General features: G+C 67.8%; 18 protein-coding genes and 1 tRNA gene. 12 read left to right on the forward strand and 7 right to left on the reverse strand.

Annotation, left to right across the window (positions count from 1 at the left end; genetic code table 11):
- Positions 1 to 32 precede the first annotated feature (32 nt).
- Positions 33 to 1,982 (reverse strand): AsmA family protein, encoded by a 1,950-nt coding sequence (locus ASG60_RS13080; RefSeq protein WP_244476654.1) that lies wholly within the window; start codon positions 1,980 to 1,982, stop codon positions 33 to 35.
- A 249-nt stretch (positions 1,983 to 2,231) separates the two neighbouring features.
- Here ASG60_RS13080 and ASG60_RS13085 point away from each other — a divergent pair, with 249 nt between their 5' ends.
- The 3 genes from ASG60_RS13085 (at position 2,232) to ASG60_RS13095 (ending at position 4,179) form a co-directional block, all read left to right on the forward strand.
- A complete protein-coding gene (locus ASG60_RS13085; RefSeq protein WP_056385912.1) occupies positions 2,232 to 2,960 on the forward strand; it encodes a CoA transferase subunit A in 729 nt (242 codons plus the stop codon).
- Between the two features lie 22 nt (positions 2,961 to 2,982).
- A complete protein-coding gene (locus ASG60_RS13090; protein ID WP_056174007.1) occupies positions 2,983 to 3,642 on the forward strand; it encodes a 3-oxoacid CoA-transferase subunit B in 660 nt (219 codons plus the stop codon).
- A gap of 141 nt (positions 3,643 to 3,783) precedes the next feature.
- Complete coding sequence (locus tag ASG60_RS13095; RefSeq protein ID WP_056174012.1) at positions 3,784 to 4,179, forward strand: hypothetical protein; 396 nt, start codon at positions 3,784 to 3,786, stop codon at positions 4,177 to 4,179.
- 64 nt (positions 4,180 to 4,243) lie between these two features.
- On the opposite strand, the gene ASG60_RS13100 is transcribed toward ASG60_RS13095, so the two are convergent.
- Positions 4,244 to 4,801, reverse strand: coding sequence for a metallophosphoesterase (locus tag ASG60_RS13100; RefSeq protein WP_056385914.1), 558 nt, complete (start codon positions 4,799 to 4,801; stop codon positions 4,244 to 4,246).
- Between the two features lie 146 nt (positions 4,802 to 4,947).
- On the reverse strand, positions 4,948 to 5,316 hold the full coding sequence (locus ASG60_RS13105) for a hypothetical protein (RefSeq protein WP_056174180.1): 369 nt from the start codon (positions 5,314 to 5,316) through the stop codon (positions 4,948 to 4,950).
- 284 nt (positions 5,317 to 5,600) lie between these two features.
- On the opposite strand from ASG60_RS13105, the gene gntA reads away from it, so the two are divergent.
- The 4 genes from gntA to ASG60_RS13125 all read left to right on the forward strand — a co-directional run bounded on the left by gntA (position 5,601) and on the right by ASG60_RS13125 (position 9,009).
- A complete protein-coding gene (gene gntA / locus ASG60_RS13110; RefSeq protein WP_056174018.1) occupies positions 5,601 to 6,302 on the forward strand; it encodes a guanitoxin biosynthesis heme-dependent pre-guanitoxin N-hydroxylase GntA in 702 nt (233 codons plus the stop codon).
- A complete protein-coding gene (locus ASG60_RS13115) occupies positions 6,295 to 6,906 on the forward strand; it encodes an urea carboxylase-associated family protein (protein ID WP_056362117.1) in 612 nt (203 codons plus the stop codon). Before gntA ends, ASG60_RS13115 begins: the two co-directional genes overlap by 8 nt.
- A 131-nt stretch (positions 6,907 to 7,037) precedes the next feature.
- Positions 7,038 to 8,051 (forward strand): SDR family oxidoreductase, encoded by a 1,014-nt coding sequence (locus ASG60_RS13120; protein WP_056385916.1) that lies wholly within the window; start codon positions 7,038 to 7,040, stop codon positions 8,049 to 8,051.
- A 67-nt stretch (positions 8,052 to 8,118) separates the two neighbouring features.
- Complete coding sequence (locus ASG60_RS13125) at positions 8,119 to 9,009, forward strand: alpha/beta hydrolase (RefSeq protein WP_244476655.1); 891 nt, start codon at positions 8,119 to 8,121, stop codon at positions 9,007 to 9,009.
- 307 nt (positions 9,010 to 9,316) lie between these two features.
- On the opposite strand, the gene ASG60_RS13130 is transcribed toward ASG60_RS13125, so the two are convergent.
- Positions 9,317 to 9,826, reverse strand: a complete 510-nt coding sequence (locus ASG60_RS13130) for a ferritin-like domain-containing protein (protein WP_056385918.1) — start codon at positions 9,824 to 9,826, stop codon at positions 9,317 to 9,319.
- Between the two features lie 348 nt (positions 9,827 to 10,174).
- On the opposite strand from ASG60_RS13130, the gene ASG60_RS13135 reads away from it, so the two are divergent.
- From ASG60_RS13135 to ASG60_RS13155, 5 genes are all read left to right on the forward strand, one after another.
- Positions 10,175 to 10,936 (forward strand): histidine phosphatase family protein, encoded by a 762-nt coding sequence (locus ASG60_RS13135; protein ID WP_056174028.1) that lies wholly within the window; start codon positions 10,175 to 10,177, stop codon positions 10,934 to 10,936.
- 29 nt (positions 10,937 to 10,965) lie between these two features.
- Entirely contained in the window at positions 10,966 to 11,850 is an 885-nt protein-coding gene (locus tag ASG60_RS13140; protein WP_056385920.1) for an NAD(P)H-hydrate dehydratase, read from the forward strand.
- 160 nt (positions 11,851 to 12,010) lie between these two features.
- Positions 12,011 to 12,086 (forward strand) — tRNA-Ile (locus ASG60_RS13145).
- Positions 12,087 to 12,460: 374 nt separating this feature from the next.
- On the forward strand, positions 12,461 to 12,925 hold the full coding sequence (locus ASG60_RS13150) for a hypothetical protein (protein WP_056385921.1): 465 nt from the start codon (positions 12,461 to 12,463) through the stop codon (positions 12,923 to 12,925).
- A 63-nt stretch (positions 12,926 to 12,988) separates the two neighbouring features.
- Positions 12,989 to 13,291, forward strand: a complete 303-nt coding sequence (locus ASG60_RS13155; RefSeq protein ID WP_056385923.1) for a hypothetical protein — start codon at positions 12,989 to 12,991, stop codon at positions 13,289 to 13,291.
- Here ASG60_RS13155 and ASG60_RS13160 read toward each other — a convergent pair.
- The 3 genes from ASG60_RS13160 to ASG60_RS13170 all read right to left on the reverse strand — a co-directional run bounded on the left by ASG60_RS13160 (position 13,288) and on the right by ASG60_RS13170 (position 15,038).
- Complete coding sequence (locus tag ASG60_RS13160; protein WP_244476656.1) at positions 13,288 to 13,491, reverse strand: hypothetical protein; 204 nt, start codon at positions 13,489 to 13,491, stop codon at positions 13,288 to 13,290. The genes ASG60_RS13155 and ASG60_RS13160 overlap by 4 nt on opposite strands.
- A 283-nt stretch (positions 13,492 to 13,774) precedes the next feature.
- Complete coding sequence (locus ASG60_RS13165; RefSeq protein ID WP_056385927.1) at positions 13,775 to 13,969, reverse strand: hypothetical protein; 195 nt, start codon at positions 13,967 to 13,969, stop codon at positions 13,775 to 13,777.
- Between the two features lies 1 nt (position 13,970).
- The gene (locus ASG60_RS13170) at positions 13,971 to 15,038 is read right to left on the reverse strand and encodes a hypothetical protein (RefSeq protein ID WP_056385929.1); all 1,068 of its coding nucleotides are present in this window, start codon (positions 15,036 to 15,038) and stop codon (positions 13,971 to 13,973) included.

Here is a 15,038-nt window from a genome sequence, read left to right on the forward strand (position 1 = left end):
TGACGCTAGGGCGATGGGGCGACGGAGCAGGATCAGGGAGCGTAGGCACGGGCGGCCGGCGGTAGATCCGGCTTCCCGCCTGCCGCAGGGTGGCGCAGGGCACCGGTCGCCGTGAAGCCGGTGTCGCCATCCTCCGGGGCGGCCTTGCGGACCACGACGGCGTTCCACGGGCCGGTGATGGCATAGCTCGGCCCCGGTCGGGTGGTTCCATCGGGGGCCGCGCGCGGCAGGATCTGCGCCCGCGTCTCGATGCGACGCTCGGGGAGGACGACGGCGCCGCTCAAGGCTCCGGTCAGCGCCGATGTCCGCAGGGTGGCGTCGACGATTTCTCCGATGCCATCGACGACCCGCAGGCTCAGGCCGGCATGCTCGAAGGCGGTCCGGCCGTTGCGGCGAGCCAGCGCGCCGGCCGCGACGGCACCGTTGCGGTGGACGACATCGGCGAGATCGATCCCCGCCAGGGCACCACCGTCGATGGCGACGCTCGCGCGTCCATCGATATGGCGCACGAGGGCGTCCGGCGTCGTTCCAGCGCCCTCGAAGGTGAACTGACCGCGTGCGCCTCCGAACACCCAGCGATCCTGGCCGAGATCGACCAGGAGGGCGCCGAAGTCGAGACGGTCGAACGCGCCCTGGAGCCTGACCTCGGTCTTGTCCGGATCGTCCACCCCGGGCGTGAGGCCGAGGCGGCCCTTCACCAGCCCCCCCTGCAGGGTCGCGCGATTCAGGGATGCCTCGATACCGCCCTGGCGCACCAGGACGCTCGCGGCCACGTCCTCGAACGCGAGCGGTCCCATGCGGGCCTGGCCGGCCGAGATCCGCAAATCGAGGTCTCCCCCCGTGAGGGGCCGCAGGGCGAGACTGCGTCCGGTCCGACCCGGCGGGTCGTCCGCATCGAGGCCGAAGAGGCGCAGGGTTTCGGCGAGGAGGGGCGCGAGGTTGAGGGTGTCGGCCGCCAGGGTCGCCTGGATCGACGGACGCGCACCTGCCAGGGAAACGGAGCCGGCGCCCTCGAAACGGTCCTCGCCGATATTCAGGCGCACGCTCGGCAACAGAAGGGTCCGCTCGCGTACCTCGAAGCGGCCCGAGAGGGCGAGGGCTTCGATCACCGGGGAGAGAGCCATATCGCCCCCCATCCACCCCAGGGTCTCGGGCACGGATCGAGTCCGCAGACTGGCGCTGCCGGTGAGCGCCGGTTGAGCCGTGAAAGACCCATCTCCCTCGATGGAAAGGCTGCCCGCCGGCCAATCGGCCGTCGCCGCGAACGGGCTGCGTGCGCCGGCGGCGAGATCGGCCGCCCGTAATCCCGAAACGGTGAAGCGGGCCGGAACCGCGTTCCAGCGGAACGCGCCCGCGATGTCGATCTCCGCGCTCCAGGCCGGCCAGGAGACGTTGAGATCGACATCCTGCGCGGTCTGGGTCTGTCCGTCACGCAAGTCGCGCCCGGTCACGGTGACACGGCTCAGGGTCAGGCGACGGGGATGGGCCGCGCCCGGCTCCAACAGACGCGCGGCCCGTGCCCTCGGTTCGGCCCACCGCATATCGTCGTCGCGGGTCGGCAGGTTCACCATCCCGCCATCGAGGGAGGCGGTGGTGACCTCGATGCGGCCAGTCAGGAGGGCGAAGAGATTGAACTGGAGCTTGAGGGCTCCGCCTTCGACAAGGGGGATCTCGCCGCCCATCGAAGTGAGGCGCACGCCACCGAGGCTGAGGCGGGGCAGGGGAAGGAGAGCCGATTCCGCCGGGCCGGAGGCGCTCAGGACGATCCCGTAGGTACGCGCGAGCGAGCCGCCGAGAAAGGCGACCGCGCGCTCGGTCGGTACCGCCCACGGGAGACAGCCCGCCGCGAGGCCGGCGGCCAGGACACCCAGGCCGAGGAGGGAAGCGAGACGTCGCAGCGACAGGGCACTCCGTGCGGAGGAACGCGAGCCGGACCCTTCCGGCGCGTCCAGCCGATGATCGTCACGGGCGCCCCCACCCATCGACGAACACTGATGCGATTCAAATCCCTACGCCCTCCGGAGCGGTTTGTCTCCCAGGGCCCGGGGCCGTGCACCGGCCAATGCCGGCGCGGGAGGGGACGTCCGAATCGGATGACACCCGTGGGGACCTGTCGGGGCGCATGGTAAACCCCCGCTGGTCATCACGAATTGCTTGGCGTAACCGCAGCGAGGCGCGATGCTGACGGCGGGCGGAAAACCTGTTGCCGGAGACCTTTGGGGAGGGCGTTGATGAAGAAGGTACGCAAGGATGCGACGGAGGCCCTGGCCGGTCTCCTGACCGACGGGATGACGGTGATGGCCGGGGGCTTCGGCCTGTGCGGGATCCCCGACGAACTCATCGACGCGATCCGCGCGTCGGGGGTCAAGAACCTCACCGTGATCTCGAACAACGCCGGCATCGACGGCGTCGGCCTCGGCAAGCTGCTCGAGACCCGGCAGGTCGCCAAGATGATTTCGTCCTACGTCGGCGAGAACAAGGAATTCGCCCGGCAGTATCTCGGCGGCGAACTCGCCATCGAGTTCAATCCGCAGGGGACCCTCGCCGAGCGCATCCGCGCGGGCGGTGCCGGCATTCCGGCCTTCTTCACCAAGACGGGCGTCGGCACCCTCATCGCCGAGGGCAAGGAGGTGCGTGAGTTCGAGGGTGAGAACTACGTGATGGAGCGCGGTCTGTTCGCCGATCTGTCCATCGTCCACGCCTGGAAGGGCGATACGGAGGGCAACCTCGTCTACCGGAAGACGGCGCGCAACTTCAATCCGATGATGGCCACGGCCGCCAAGGTCACCGTCGCCCAAGTCGAGCACCTCGTGCAGCCGGGCGAGATCGACGGTGACGCGGTCCACACGCCGGGCATCTTCATCAAGCGGATGATCCACGTGGCGACCCGCGAGAAACGCATCGAGCAGCGCACGACGCGCAAGCGCGGCGAGCCCGCCATCCCCCCCGCCACCGTCTGACGAGAACGCAGGAGACACCCCCATGGCCTGGACCCGCGAACAGATGGCGGAGCGCGCCGCCAAGGAGCTGCGCGACGGCTTCTACGTGAACCTCGGCATCGGCATTCCGACGCTGGTGTCGAACTACATTCCCGACGGCATGTCGGTACAGCTGCAATCGGAGAACGGCATGCTCGGCATGGGCCCGTTCCCGTTCGAGGGCGAGGAGGACCCCGACCTCATCAACGCCGGCAAGCAGACCATCACCGAGCTGCCGACCACGAGCTACTTCTCGTCCTCCGACTCGTTCGGAATGGTGCGGGGCGGGCACATCAACCTGTCGATCCTCGGCGCCATGCAGGTCGCTCAGAACGGCGATCTCGCCAACTGGATGATCCCCGGCAAGATGGTGAAGGGCATGGGCGGCGCCATGGACCTCGTGGCCGGCGTCAAGCGCGTCGTGGTGGTGATGGAGCATGTCGCCCGCAACAAGGACGGCTCCGAATCCCCCAAGCTGCTCTCGGCCTGCGACCTGCCGCTGACGGGAACGCAGGTGGTCGATCTCGTGATCACGGATCTCGGGGTCTTCACCATCGACAAGAAGGGGAACGGTGGCATGACCCTGATCGAGCTCGCCGACGGCGTGACCGAGGACGACATCCGGGCGAAGACCGAAGGGGCCTTCACGACGCGTCTCGCCTGAGCCGCCTCGTTTCGGGACGCCGAAGCCGGGCACGGCGCCCGCATGGCTAAGCGCCCGTTAAGCCGACTCGTCGAAATGTCGGCGCAGGCCGGGGACCGGGCGTTCCCGGCCTGCGTTGCGTAAGACGAGGATGATCGGCTGATGGATCACGTTCCGGCAAGGATGGACAATGTCGTGCCGTTCCGGCGGGCGGCCCCCACGACCCCACCCCCGGCCGGAAGCGTTCCGCGCAAGGCCACCAACGCGACCCGGCGCGGCGACCAGCGCGCGGTGATGGATGCGGTCTACGCCACCGGCACCCTGGCGGTAGCGGCCGGGGACCGGGAGACCAAGCTCATCGCTGCCCGTCTCCAGGTCTACGGCTTCCTGACCATCGAAGAGATCGACACCGACGGTGCGCTCCGGCGCCTGCGGCCCTCCGAGTCGATCCGCGCCCGGCCCGAACGCCCCTGGCGTGTCACCAAGGCGAGCTACGGCGCCGGGCTCGCCGTCTCGATCCCGGCCGTCGACGGCTTCCTGTTCGAACAGCCGGCCTGAGCGGGGGCATCATGCGGTTCCCAGCGGAGCCGTGCGCTCGGGGCTAAGATCCTCGCGTTCGAGCTCAGCGCAGGCCGCGCAGCGCCATTTCCTCCGGCGCCTGTTCGGCGGCGTCCTGGCGCGCCAGCGCGGTCGCGAGATCGACGGGGCGGTAATCCCATGCGTCCATGCCGACATCGCAGGCACGGCTCGTGTCGGGCAGGCACGCATGCGTGTGTCCGTAGAGATGCCGCGTCCCACGCCAGAAGCCCGGCCAGGACCGGTGCGGGTAGTGCGACAGGAACAGGCGCCACGCCGCGCCGTCGGATGCCGCCACGGTGATCCGGGCGCTCGCCTCCGGCGGATCCGCCCATGGCAGGTCCAGCACCCGGTTGGTGTCGTGATTGCCACGGATGAGCCGTTTGGTGCCGTTGAGGCGCGCGAAAACCCACGCGCAATGCGCGCGACTGGCCCCTGCGGCGAAGTCCCCGAGGTGCCAGACGTCGTCGTGGGGGCCGACGACGGCGTTCCAGCGGTCGATCAGGGCTTCGTCATGGCCCTCGACGGAGCCGAAGGCGGACCGGCGCCGCTCGACGAGGGACGCGTCTCCGAAGTGGGTGTCGGCCGTGAAGAAGGTTGCCATGCATCCTGCCGGGAGGGGCGCCCCCGGGACTCGAGAACGGCGAAAGGGCTCGCGGTTCCCGACATGGCGCGGCCCGAGCGGCCAGCAAGGCGACGTGCTGACTCAGGCGAGCCGACACCGTCGTCTTCCTGGCCGAACCGGCGCCGTCAGTCGTTGACCGCCGGAATGGCGAGCGGGGGTGTCTGCTGGTGCTGCACGACACGCCACTCCTCGTGGGAGAGACGTCGATACGTCGAGGTGCAATTGGCTTCGTAGGTCTCATCGTCCCGCGAGGCTTTCGCATTGTAGGCGATGACGATGAGGCCTTCCTGCGGACGGGAGATCTGGCCGTTGGAGATGTCGATGTGCGACCAGCGCGGCGTATTGGCGACGGCCTCGATCGCCTGATTGCCACTCATCACGAAGGGTGGGTGCGGCAGGACCATCAGGCATTCGCCGTCGACCAGTTCGCGATAATGATCGGCATCGCCGACCCAGAGACTCTTCTCGAAAGACCAGACCCGATTGTCGTCCACGGTGATATTCTCCCTCGTCTAAGGCTCGAGATCCAAGGCTGGTAGGAGAAGCCCAGCGCCGAAGGTTCGTTCCGCCGTCGTTCCGAGCCCTCGAATACGCTGCCCGTCGAGGATCGGGCCGACGGCCTGAACGCGGGGGTCGTACCGACGAGCGAATCCCCTGTTGGCAAGTCCCGCGACTTCTCGTCCACCTCGGAACACCCTGCACCTGCCCCCTGTTGCCCAGATCCACGCCACCGGCTGCCGCACTCCTGCGCAACCGGGTGGCTGAGTGACGAGTGCGTATGCAGTTTCCGAGAGACGACCGCGATCACGCTTTGGCCCACGCGTTCCGCGACTTCATCCGCGACCCGCCGTTCCCCTGTGTCGGCGCGAAATCGGCCTTGTCCAAGGGGCAGATGAAGATCGTGGTGGCCCGCGACATCACCTCCGGCTGGGACGACATGCGGATCTATCCCGCCCTCCTGGCCTTCGCGGCGCGCTACAAGCGGGCACCAGATCTGTTTCAGAGCTTCGCAGTGGTGTTCGAGGGGCCGGGCGACCTCGGGGAAGAGCAGTTCGAGCGCCATCTCTGGGCCCGCGCCCAATCCCTCGCCGACAAGGATTGCTGGCTTGGCCAGCCATGGGACCAGCGTGTAGCCGACGATCCCGAGAGTCCGCACTTTTCCCTGAGTTTCGGCGGCGAGGCCTTCTTCATCGTCGGCCTGCATCCACGCGCGAGCCGACCCGCCCGGCGCTTCTCCTCTCCGGCGCTCGTGTTCAATCTTCACGCCCAGTTCGAGGCCCTGCGGGCGGCCAACCGTTACGAGAAGCTGCGGACCTCGATCCTCGAACGCGATGCGGCGTTGGCCGGGTCCGTGAACCCGATGCTGGCCCGCCACGGGGAAATGTCGGAGGCGCGCCAGTACAGTGGGCGGGCGGTGTCCGAGGCTTGGCGCTGCCCCTTCCAGGGCCGGACCGGAGCAGGCGGAACACACGATGTGTGAGGCGCACGCATTCAAAGAGATCGCGCCGCGCTCAGGCGTCGCCTTCACCCTCGACAGGGGGCAGCGCCTCACGGTCATCGACCCGAAGGGCGAGCAGGTCGCGGATCTGTTGGCCTACAACCGGCGCGATACCGGTGAAGTCCTTTCTTCCGGGCGCACCCTCGACTACGCGAGCCGGATCTACCTCACCACGGGCGACCCACTGTATTCCAACCGCTCCAACGTGATGCTCACCATCGTGGCCGACACGGTCGGGCGCCACGACTTCCTGCTGACCCCGTGCTCGAAGGATACCTTCCGGATCATCTATGGCGACACCGACCCGCATCGCGGCTGCTTCGGCAATCTGGCAGCGGCGCTCGCCCCCTACGGCATCGAGCCGGATCAGATCCCCATCGCGTTCAACTGCTTCATGAATGTGCCCATCGATGCGACGACCGGTGTCATCCGCGTGGAGGCGCCCCTGAGCCGAGCGGGAGATCACATCACCTTCGAAGCTCAGACCGACCTCGTCATCGGCCTGACGGCGTGTTCGGCCCTGCAATCCAACAACGGGAGCTTCAAGCCGATCCATTACCGAATCGATCCTCCAGCAGGTGCATGAGCGGAAGGGGGACATTCCGGCGCGCGTGAAATCCGCGCAAGCCCGTCGTTGTCCGCAACGCCTCCGACTCCCGCGCGTAGGCCTTCCGATAGGGGCCCTCGCTGGCACCCACCGAAGCGGAGGAACGGTAGATGAAGCATAAGGCCCTGCGCGATCAGGTGATCGTCATCACCGGCGCCTCGTCCGGTATCGGCCTCGCCACGGCCCGCATGGCCGTGAAGAGCGGCGCGCGCGTCGTGCTCGCGGCCCGCAGCGGCACGGCCCTCGCCGCAATCGTGTCGGAGATCGAGGCAAGCGGCGGACGTGCGGTCTCCGTCGTGGCGGATGTCGGTGTGCGGTCCGATGTCGAGACGATCGCAGAAATGGCGGTCGCGACGTTCGGAGGCTTCGACACCTGGGTCAACGTCGCCGGCGTCACCATCTACGGTCCGCTGACGGAGGTGTCCGACGCAGATCATGCCCGACTGGTGCAGACCAACCTCTGGGGCACCGTCTATGGCTCCCTCGTCGCCGTCGCGCATCTCGGGCGGCGGGGTGGAGCGCTCATCAATGTCGGCAGCGTCGCCTCCGATCTCGCCTTCCCGTTCCAAGGAATGTACTCGGCGACAAAGCATGCAGTGAAAGGCTTTACCGATGCGTTGCGCATGGAATTGCGACACGTCGGCACTCCGGTCTCGGTAAGCTTGATCAAGCCCACGTCCATCGACACGCCCCTGCCACGGCGTGCCCGCAACTACATGAACCGCGAACCGTTGCTGCCCCCGCCGGTCTACCCGCCGGAAGAGGTCGCAAACGCAATCCTGCACTGTGCCGTGCATCCGCAGCGCGACGTCTTCGTCGGTGGCGCCGGCAAGGTGTTCGCGGCCAGCAAGGAATTCGCGCCCGGCGCGTTCGATCTCCTCGCCCCGGCCATCGTCGCCTTTCAGCAGCGGCCCGGCCGCCCGAGACGTCCGGCGGGCACGCTCCACGGACCGGAGCAGGACGACACCGGTCATGCGAGGGGCGATCAGCCCGGCTACGTCATGCGAACGAGCGCCTATACCCGTGCCAGCCTTCACCCGGTCGCGCTGATCGCCGGCGCAGTCGGTCTCGGCCTTGCCGCGACGGCTCTGGTGGCGCCGCGTTCCACCGGCCGACGGTCCTGAGATGAGGGCGACCGCACAACGCCTGCCATCCCCGCCACCCGTTCAACCTTCGACGGCCGACCGGGCTGTGGCGCGCCGGGTCGTCGACCTGGGCCAGGGTCGCACCCTCGCCTATGCGGAGGCGGGGGAGGGCCCCGCCATCGTCCTCATCCACGGGACATTGATGGCCCTGGAGGATTCCTGGCTCGCCCTCGTGCCGACCTTGGCCCAGCACTATCGCGTCATCGCGGTGGATCGACCAGGCCATGGGATGAGTGCGCGGCGGCGGCTCGTCGATGCCTCACCCTGGCGCCAAGCGGAGATGATCCGGGATGCGATGGCGGCCATCGGCGTCGACCGCCCGTTGCTGATCGGTCACTCCTTCGGGGGCACCGTCGCGTTGTGCCACGCCCTGCGATTTCCGGAACAGACGGCCGGAATCCTCGCCCTCGCGCCGCTGTGCTTCCCGGAGATGCGTCTGGAACAGGTGCTCTTCGGGCCGCGGTTCACGCCCGGCCTCGGAGAGGTTCTGGGGCCATTGCTCGCGGGATCGGCCGACCCTGCCCTGCTGCCGCTCCTATGGCGCGCGATCTTCCTGCCTCAGGCCATGCCGTCCTCGGTTGCCGAACGCTTTCCGTTCGCGCTGGCGAGCGGGTCGGAGCGGATGATCGCCGAAGGGGAGGATGCCGTCAGTGTCTGGACGGCGCTGACCCGCGCCGCGGCCGCTTACGGAACCTGCAAGGTGCCGGTTCATATCCTCGGGGGCACCGCCGACCTAGTTGTCAACAACGCCCTCCACGGCGCTCTGGCGGCGCAAGCGATCCCGCGCGCGCACTTCGACTGGGTGCCGGGCGCCGGCCATATGCTTCATCATTTTCACCAGAACACCGTGCTGGCGTCCGTGAGAGATCTGATCGAGCGTGACCACGTCGGACAAACAGGTCGGACAGGCGCAGCGCCCAAACTCGGCACACGGTGATCTCGGCCGACGAAGCTCGGTTCGAGACGCAACGGCACCGTCGAATCACGCGACAGCCCCGCCGCCCGATCGGATCACGGGTCGACGGGGCGTGCTTACGCAACAGGAGCCGGTACGCAACTTGGCTCGCAGCGAGAATGCCGGGGCTCGGTTATCATCACGTATCGTCATGGCACCCGGATTTCCCGAAACGGGAAAGGCCTCGAAGGCTCGGGGCCGATCCCACGTCGGTAGACACCGCTCCGAGACGTCCGGACCCTTGCCGGGTCGACCCGGGCCGCCAGGCTGTCTTCCCCACGCGCGAGCGCTACCGGCTCGCAGTCGCACCGCTCAGGGTCAGTTCGAGGTAGCGCTGGGTCGTCGGCGCCACGAGGGCGGCGACGGCCTTGGCCATGCCTTCCTCCTGCTGGAGGGACAACGTGAAAGCCGACCTGTGCGCGCTCTGGCCGGCAGCCTCGCCGATGGTGAGAAGCGACGTATAGGCGGCGATCTCGAAATTCTCGAAGGCTTGGTTCGCAAAGGTGTTCTTGAGGATTTCGTCCTGGGCCGGCACGTGAGCGATGGCCATCATGTTGCCGACGAATCCAAGGAATCCCTCCTTCAGGGCAGACGGCGTTTCCGACAGGGACGAGAGAGCTTCCTCCAACCGGTCGCGTTGGCCATGGGTTTCCTCGATGTGGCGGCGGAGAGCGACCTCCATTTCCGGATAGTTCTCGAGGCGCTCGACCTGCCGCTCCATGATCTGGAGCGCCTGCAACTCCAGGGCGTGGGTATTCTTGAGGGCCGTGACGTAGATCGCTCGTGCATCGATGGTCATCGGACGCTTTCCTTACGACGATGGCGGCTATGGCCAAGTTACTGCGGTGAACTGCGCCTTGATGGCACGTGGTTCTTCGACAACTCTGCTCATGCCAACCCGTTGCGTATGCGCGATCAGAACCACGATGACGCTGAGCCGCACCTTCCATCCCGTTGGTGATCTTGCCCGTTGGTGATCTTGTGACACTTTGCCCTCGCCGCCACGCGAGCATCGCGCATCAAGCCATGGGCAACCCTGCGGGGCGAAGAGGCCGGCGGCCCGGGAACCAGGGCGGCACCCGGCCGGAACGTGGCCACTGGCGGGGCGTTGCGCTCGGTCTAACCGATCGGCGCTCCGGAGATTTCCGTGCCACAGGGACACCCGCTTCGGCTCTGGATCGTCCGCCACGGCGAAAGCTCCGGCAACGTCGCCCGGGATGCCGCACAGGCGACGGGCGCAGCCCGGATCGACATCCCCGAGCGCGATGTCGACGTCCCCTTGAGCGCCCTCGGACATCGGCAGGCCGGTGCCGTCGGCCGCTGGTTCGCGGCCTTGCCCGAGGACGAGCGCCCGAATCTGCTCCTCGCCTCGCCCTATCGTCGTGCGGTCGAGACCGCCGAAGCGATCAGGGGGGCGGGCGGCCTCGCGGCGGCGGCACCACCGCTTCTCGTCGACGAGCGCCTGCGGGAGAAGGAATTCGGTATCCTCGATCGCCTGACACGCGCCGGCATCGAGCGATACCATCCCGAGCAGGCCGCACTCCGGAGCGACCTCGGAAAGTTCTACCACCGCCCCCCAGGCGGCGAGAGCTGGTGCGACGTGATCCTGCGCCTGCGCAGCGCCCTCGATACGATCTCGCTCCATCACGATGGCCGCCGGGTGCTTCTCGTCGCACATCAGGTCGTGGTGCTGTGCTTGCGGTATCTTCTCGAGGAGATGACCGAGGATGGGATCCTCAGCATCGACGCGGACGGCGACGTAGCGAATTGTGGGGTGACCGAGTACGCCTTCTCGGCGTCGGCAGCGCCCGGCAGCGGTCTCGCGCTGGTGCGCTACAACTTCGTCGCACCCCTTGAGGCGGACGGCGCCCCCGTTACCTCCGAACCGGACACCGACGCCGTGCAATAGTTTTCGCGGCGACGATGGAGGATCGATCCATGCAGGCCGTCACGCCAGTCACCGAGCACCTGCTCCGGAGCATGGCCCCGCCCGAGCCGGACGGCGACAGCAAGGACAGTCGCGGTCGTGTGCTGATCACGGCGGGCTGCACCGGCCTTCCCGGCGCGGTACTTCTCGCCGCCAATGCGGCCCTGCGCGCCGGTGCCGGAAAGCTGCAACTCGCGGTCTGCCGCGATCTCGCGATCCCGATGGGACTCGTCGTCCCGGAAGCCTTGGTGGTCGGCCTGCCACAGACCGAGGATGGCGGCATCGGCCGGGCCTGCGCCGACGGCCTCGCATCGCGTGCGGCATCCAGCGATGCGGTTCTGATCGGACCCGGCATGGCCGAGGACGCGGATACCGAGGCCGTGACCACCGCACTCGTTCACAAGGCGAGGGACGTCGCCATCGTCCTCGATGCCGGTGCCCTGATCGCGCTCCGTGCCGACACCGACCTGACCCGCACGCGTAGGGAACCTGCGATCATCACCCCGCATGCCGGCGAGATGGCCCAGCTCCTCGGCCTGGAGCGCGAGGCGATCGAGGCCGATCCCCTCGCCGCGGCACGCCAAGCGACGGAGCGCTTCGGAACGGTGACGATCATGAAGGGCGGCCGGACTCACATCGTCGCCCCCGACGGCCGCGCATGGTGCTACGAGACGGGACATGTCGGATTGGCGACCTCCGGATCGGGGGACACGCTCGCCGGCATCATCGTCGGGCTCCTTGCCCGCGGCGCCGGACCGGAAACGGCCGCCCTGTGGAGCGTGTACGTTCACGGCGAAGCCGGTCGCCGCCTCGGACGCCGCTATGGCGGGATCGGCTACCTCGCCCGGGAAATCCCGAACGAGATCCCATCCATTCTGGCCGAGGTGCTCGTTTAGGTAGGAGATCGGCGGAGCTGAAGCCTGCCGAACGGAGCGCAATCGAGTCTCGGCGGTCCGACGCAATCCAGCCTTGCCGAGCGGCCGACTTCGCGATAGCCAGAAGCATCGGCCCCCGTTCCCCGCGCGGATGGGAAGGCATAGGCTGAACCGATAAGTCGGGCCTGTAGCTCAATGGTTAGAGCCGACCGCTCATAACGGTCTGGTTGCAGGTTCGAGTCCTGCCGGGCCCACCACTTTTTCCCTAGGGAGACGACCCCACCGCGCACCCGCCCCCGGATTAGGGGGACAGTTATGGGGACAGATACGCACGTTTCGACCCCACTCGGACGGTGTCCGGCGGGGTGGTCGGCGACGCGGGTTTCGGGGCTCGGGGCCCCGTCCGTGCTGGTCGCAGGAAGAGCGTCCTCCCCCGCGACGACAGCTCCAACCAGGATCCCGACGCGGGCACCCGCAAAATTCCTGCAAAAAATACCCGGCGTCTTCCGCCGTCCCGGCACCCGGCGTCCATGTCCGGTTAACCGAACCTTCCCGGGTCCCAGCGCCCGTTAGGGTTTGGGCAATGCGGCTCGCCGAATTTGCCTCCGACGCAACCGCACGGAGCCCGGCCATGGACTACCTCGACCACATCAACGCCACCTACCACACCCACGAATTCCCGCCTGACTCCTTCTACGAGGAGACCGGCACCCGGGTCTTCGCCGCCCTGACGATGGCCGACCGCGCCCAACTGCGAAGGACGATGCGGGACGCCATCCGGTCCTGGGCGGACGATCAGGATGACCCCTGGCTGCGCAACATGTGCAACGTCGGCGTTTGGGGCCAATGGGGCGGGCGGGTGACGAACGCCATGCTGCTGAGCGCATGCATCGAGATGGCCCGGGCGAAGTCTCAGCCGATGTGCTCGGCGATGGCGTGGGGTTTCATCCTGACCTTCGCCTTCGGGGACGAGCACGAGGACCGGTTCCAGGCGCTCTACGCCGAGATCCCCATCGGAAGCCTGATGGGCCCCCGGCGTCCCGCGTCCGCCGTCCCGCCCTCCGCCCGATCAGTCGAATGCGAGCGATCGGCTTAGCGCCCCCTCAACCTGGACATGGGATCATACATCGATGTGCAGACGCCCGTATCCGCCCGAGACATGGAGCTCTCCCGCGAGGTCCACGACCTCCTGTACCTGGCGCTCCGGAAGGACCCGACCCCTCCGGAGCGGCGCGCGAGGCTGCACGAGATCTCGCAGCGCGGCGGCATCCTCACGACCCCGGCCGGACCGGAGAGGCGGGCCCTCGTCGAGCAGATGAAACTCGACCGCGCCTACATCCTTGAGGATCGCCGGGTCGACCGTCGCGTGGTCTGGGGCACCACGGACTTCACGCGGCCCTACCAGTGCTTCGCGGACTTGAGGAAGCTCCCCGCCCAGGTCGATCCCGACCACCACGCCTAGCCCCTGGCTGCCTCGCGTGCCCGCCGGTCCGGGCCGAGCTTCCGCGCCAGGTCGGCCAGCCGCTGGGCCCGCACGAAGCCCCGGCCGACCTGTCCCGACAGGGAGGCCATCTCCGTCAGGGCGTCCCCCAGCGCCCGCCGCAGGGCGTCCCGGGCGTCTCCGTCGGAGGCCTCCAGGTAGGTCTGTTCCAGCTCGTCCAAGATCGCCTCCGCTGATTCTCTCATGAGAACAGAATGAGAACATTTCGGAGCGGGAGTCGATCCCTGGACGCGGCGATTTGCACGCCCGGGACCCGCCCCGGGCATGGGCCGCAGGCGCACGTGCGCCCGACGTGCGCCTGAAAAAGGCTACCGTATACCCTAGGCTATACTTCCCGAATTATTCAGTACGAGCCTTAGCTTAGATCTTATTTATAGCTTCGGGTATATTACAAGAAGCGCGTTACAGGTGTCCTGCTGCAGCATTCAACCCACGCATTCTTGCTCATCCCCGCCTTCTCCCCACCCGGCGCCGGTCATTGATGACCTCCCGCTTCACGGCGTGCGCGATCCACTGGGCGAGCTCCCGCTGGAGCCGGGCCGTCCGCTCCGCCGGGGTGTCCCCGGGGTTCTCGGCGATGACCTTCTCGACCGTCCAAGCGGCCCCGCCGGCGATGTCGTCGATCGTGGACTGCTTCATGTCAGGTCCTGCCGAAGCCGAGGACGTTCGTTTCCCCGAGGATCTCGATACGGCCGCCCCCACCTCCGGCCCCGTGCCCGGGAGCGTCAGGGTGCGGATCGATCCGGATGAATGGATCGGTTAGGCAGTCCTCTGACCATGGGAGGGCGCGCGGGGCGGGGCCGAGGATCCGGCCCTGCAGGTCCTGAACCTGAACCCATTCCGCCGTGAACGTTGCGCGCTCATAAGCGACGTAGCCTCCACCGCCGCCGCCGCCAGGGTGACCTCCGGATCCGGACGGCGACCTAGCCATGACCTCCCCAAGGCGGGACCCGGACGGCGGGGCGGCCGACGGGGCGCCGACGGCGGCGCGGTACCGCTGTAGGAAGGCTTCGCGGCGGGTTTCCGCCGAGACAATCCCAAAGGCATTGAAGGGGGCGGTGAACCGGATCCCCGATCGAGTCACGTAGGTATGGCCACCGCTCTCGAACGTGGCCCACACGCGGACAACTGGGTCTGACTCCCTGGCGGTTGTGGCGAAGGGATCGAACCCTGATGCAGGTCCCGCTCCGTCATCCATGAGCCACGTGATCTCGGCTTGGTAGGGGGACAGCCTCATCGGTCCACGTTGCTGCAGCGCTGCATCCCGCTCGGCCTGGACCTCGGGCGGCAGTCGGTCATGCCGGAACGTCCGCCCGTCTTCGAGCAGGACGATCTCGGTTTCGCAGGTGGAGACATCCAGACACCTACCAACGGCCTTGAACGCGGCCACGAGGTGCCGGACTTGCATCGAGGCACCGCGGCCGGGAGCATGGTTGAACGGGCCCTTGGCGTAGTTCAGCTCCCGGTGCCGGATCCGGACGGTGAGGATCGAGAGCCCATCCCGATCGCGCAGGGACCAGATGGCGTCGTCGTGCAGGTCCTCGCCGCCGACCAGGTCGTCGTAGCCACCGTCGCCGACGCAGTGCTGCATGCAGGTACCCTCGCGATCGAGGGCCTGCCATGTGACGAGGCGGACCCAGTATCCGCCGTCGTCGGCCTCGATGCGGTCGGCGGTGCCCTTGTCCGTGGCGGGGATGCGCGCGGTCAT

Origin of the sequence: Methylobacterium sp. Leaf469 (assembly GCF_001424745.1) — a bacterium.
Taxonomy (GTDB): domain Bacteria; phylum Pseudomonadota; class Alphaproteobacteria; order Rhizobiales; family Beijerinckiaceae; genus Methylobacterium.

What these genes read in the sequence shown, in the direction of transcription:
- ASG60_RS13080 (WP_244476654.1), bottom strand. Translation starts at nt 1,982, where the DNA reads ATGGGTGGGGGCGCCCGTGACGATCATCGGCTGGACGCGCCGGAAGGG.
- ASG60_RS13085 (WP_056385912.1), top strand. Translation starts at nt 2,232, where the DNA reads ATGAAGAAGGTACGCAAGGATGCGACGGAGGCCCTGGCCGGTCTCCTG.
- ASG60_RS13090 (WP_056174007.1), top strand. Translation starts at nt 2,983, where the DNA reads ATGGCCTGGACCCGCGAACAGATGGCGGAGCGCGCCGCCAAGGAGCTG.
- ASG60_RS13095 (WP_056174012.1), top strand. Translation starts at nt 3,784, where the DNA reads ATGGATCACGTTCCGGCAAGGATGGACAATGTCGTGCCGTTCCGGCGG.
- ASG60_RS13100 (WP_056385914.1), bottom strand. Translation starts at nt 4,801, where the DNA reads ATGGCAACCTTCTTCACGGCCGACACCCACTTCGGAGACGCGTCCCTC.
- gntA (WP_056174018.1), top strand. Translation starts at nt 5,601, where the DNA reads ATGCAGTTTCCGAGAGACGACCGCGATCACGCTTTGGCCCACGCGTTC.
- ASG60_RS13115 (WP_056362117.1), top strand. Translation starts at nt 6,295, where the DNA reads ATGTGTGAGGCGCACGCATTCAAAGAGATCGCGCCGCGCTCAGGCGTC.
- ASG60_RS13120 (WP_056385916.1), top strand. Translation starts at nt 7,038, where the DNA reads ATGAAGCATAAGGCCCTGCGCGATCAGGTGATCGTCATCACCGGCGCC.
- ASG60_RS13130 (WP_056385918.1), bottom strand. Translation starts at nt 9,826, where the DNA reads ATGACCATCGATGCACGAGCGATCTACGTCACGGCCCTCAAGAATACC.
- ASG60_RS13140 (WP_056385920.1), top strand. Translation starts at nt 10,966, where the DNA reads ATGCAGGCCGTCACGCCAGTCACCGAGCACCTGCTCCGGAGCATGGCC.
- ASG60_RS13150 (WP_056385921.1), top strand. Translation starts at nt 12,461, where the DNA reads ATGGACTACCTCGACCACATCAACGCCACCTACCACACCCACGAATTC.
- ASG60_RS13155 (WP_056385923.1), top strand. Translation starts at nt 12,989, where the DNA reads ATGGAGCTCTCCCGCGAGGTCCACGACCTCCTGTACCTGGCGCTCCGG.
- ASG60_RS13165 (WP_056385927.1), bottom strand. Translation starts at nt 13,969, where the DNA reads ATGAAGCAGTCCACGATCGACGACATCGCCGGCGGGGCCGCTTGGACG.
- ASG60_RS13170 (WP_056385929.1), bottom strand. Translation starts at nt 15,038, where the DNA reads ATGACCGCGCGCATCCCCGCCACGGACAAGGGCACCGCCGACCGCATC.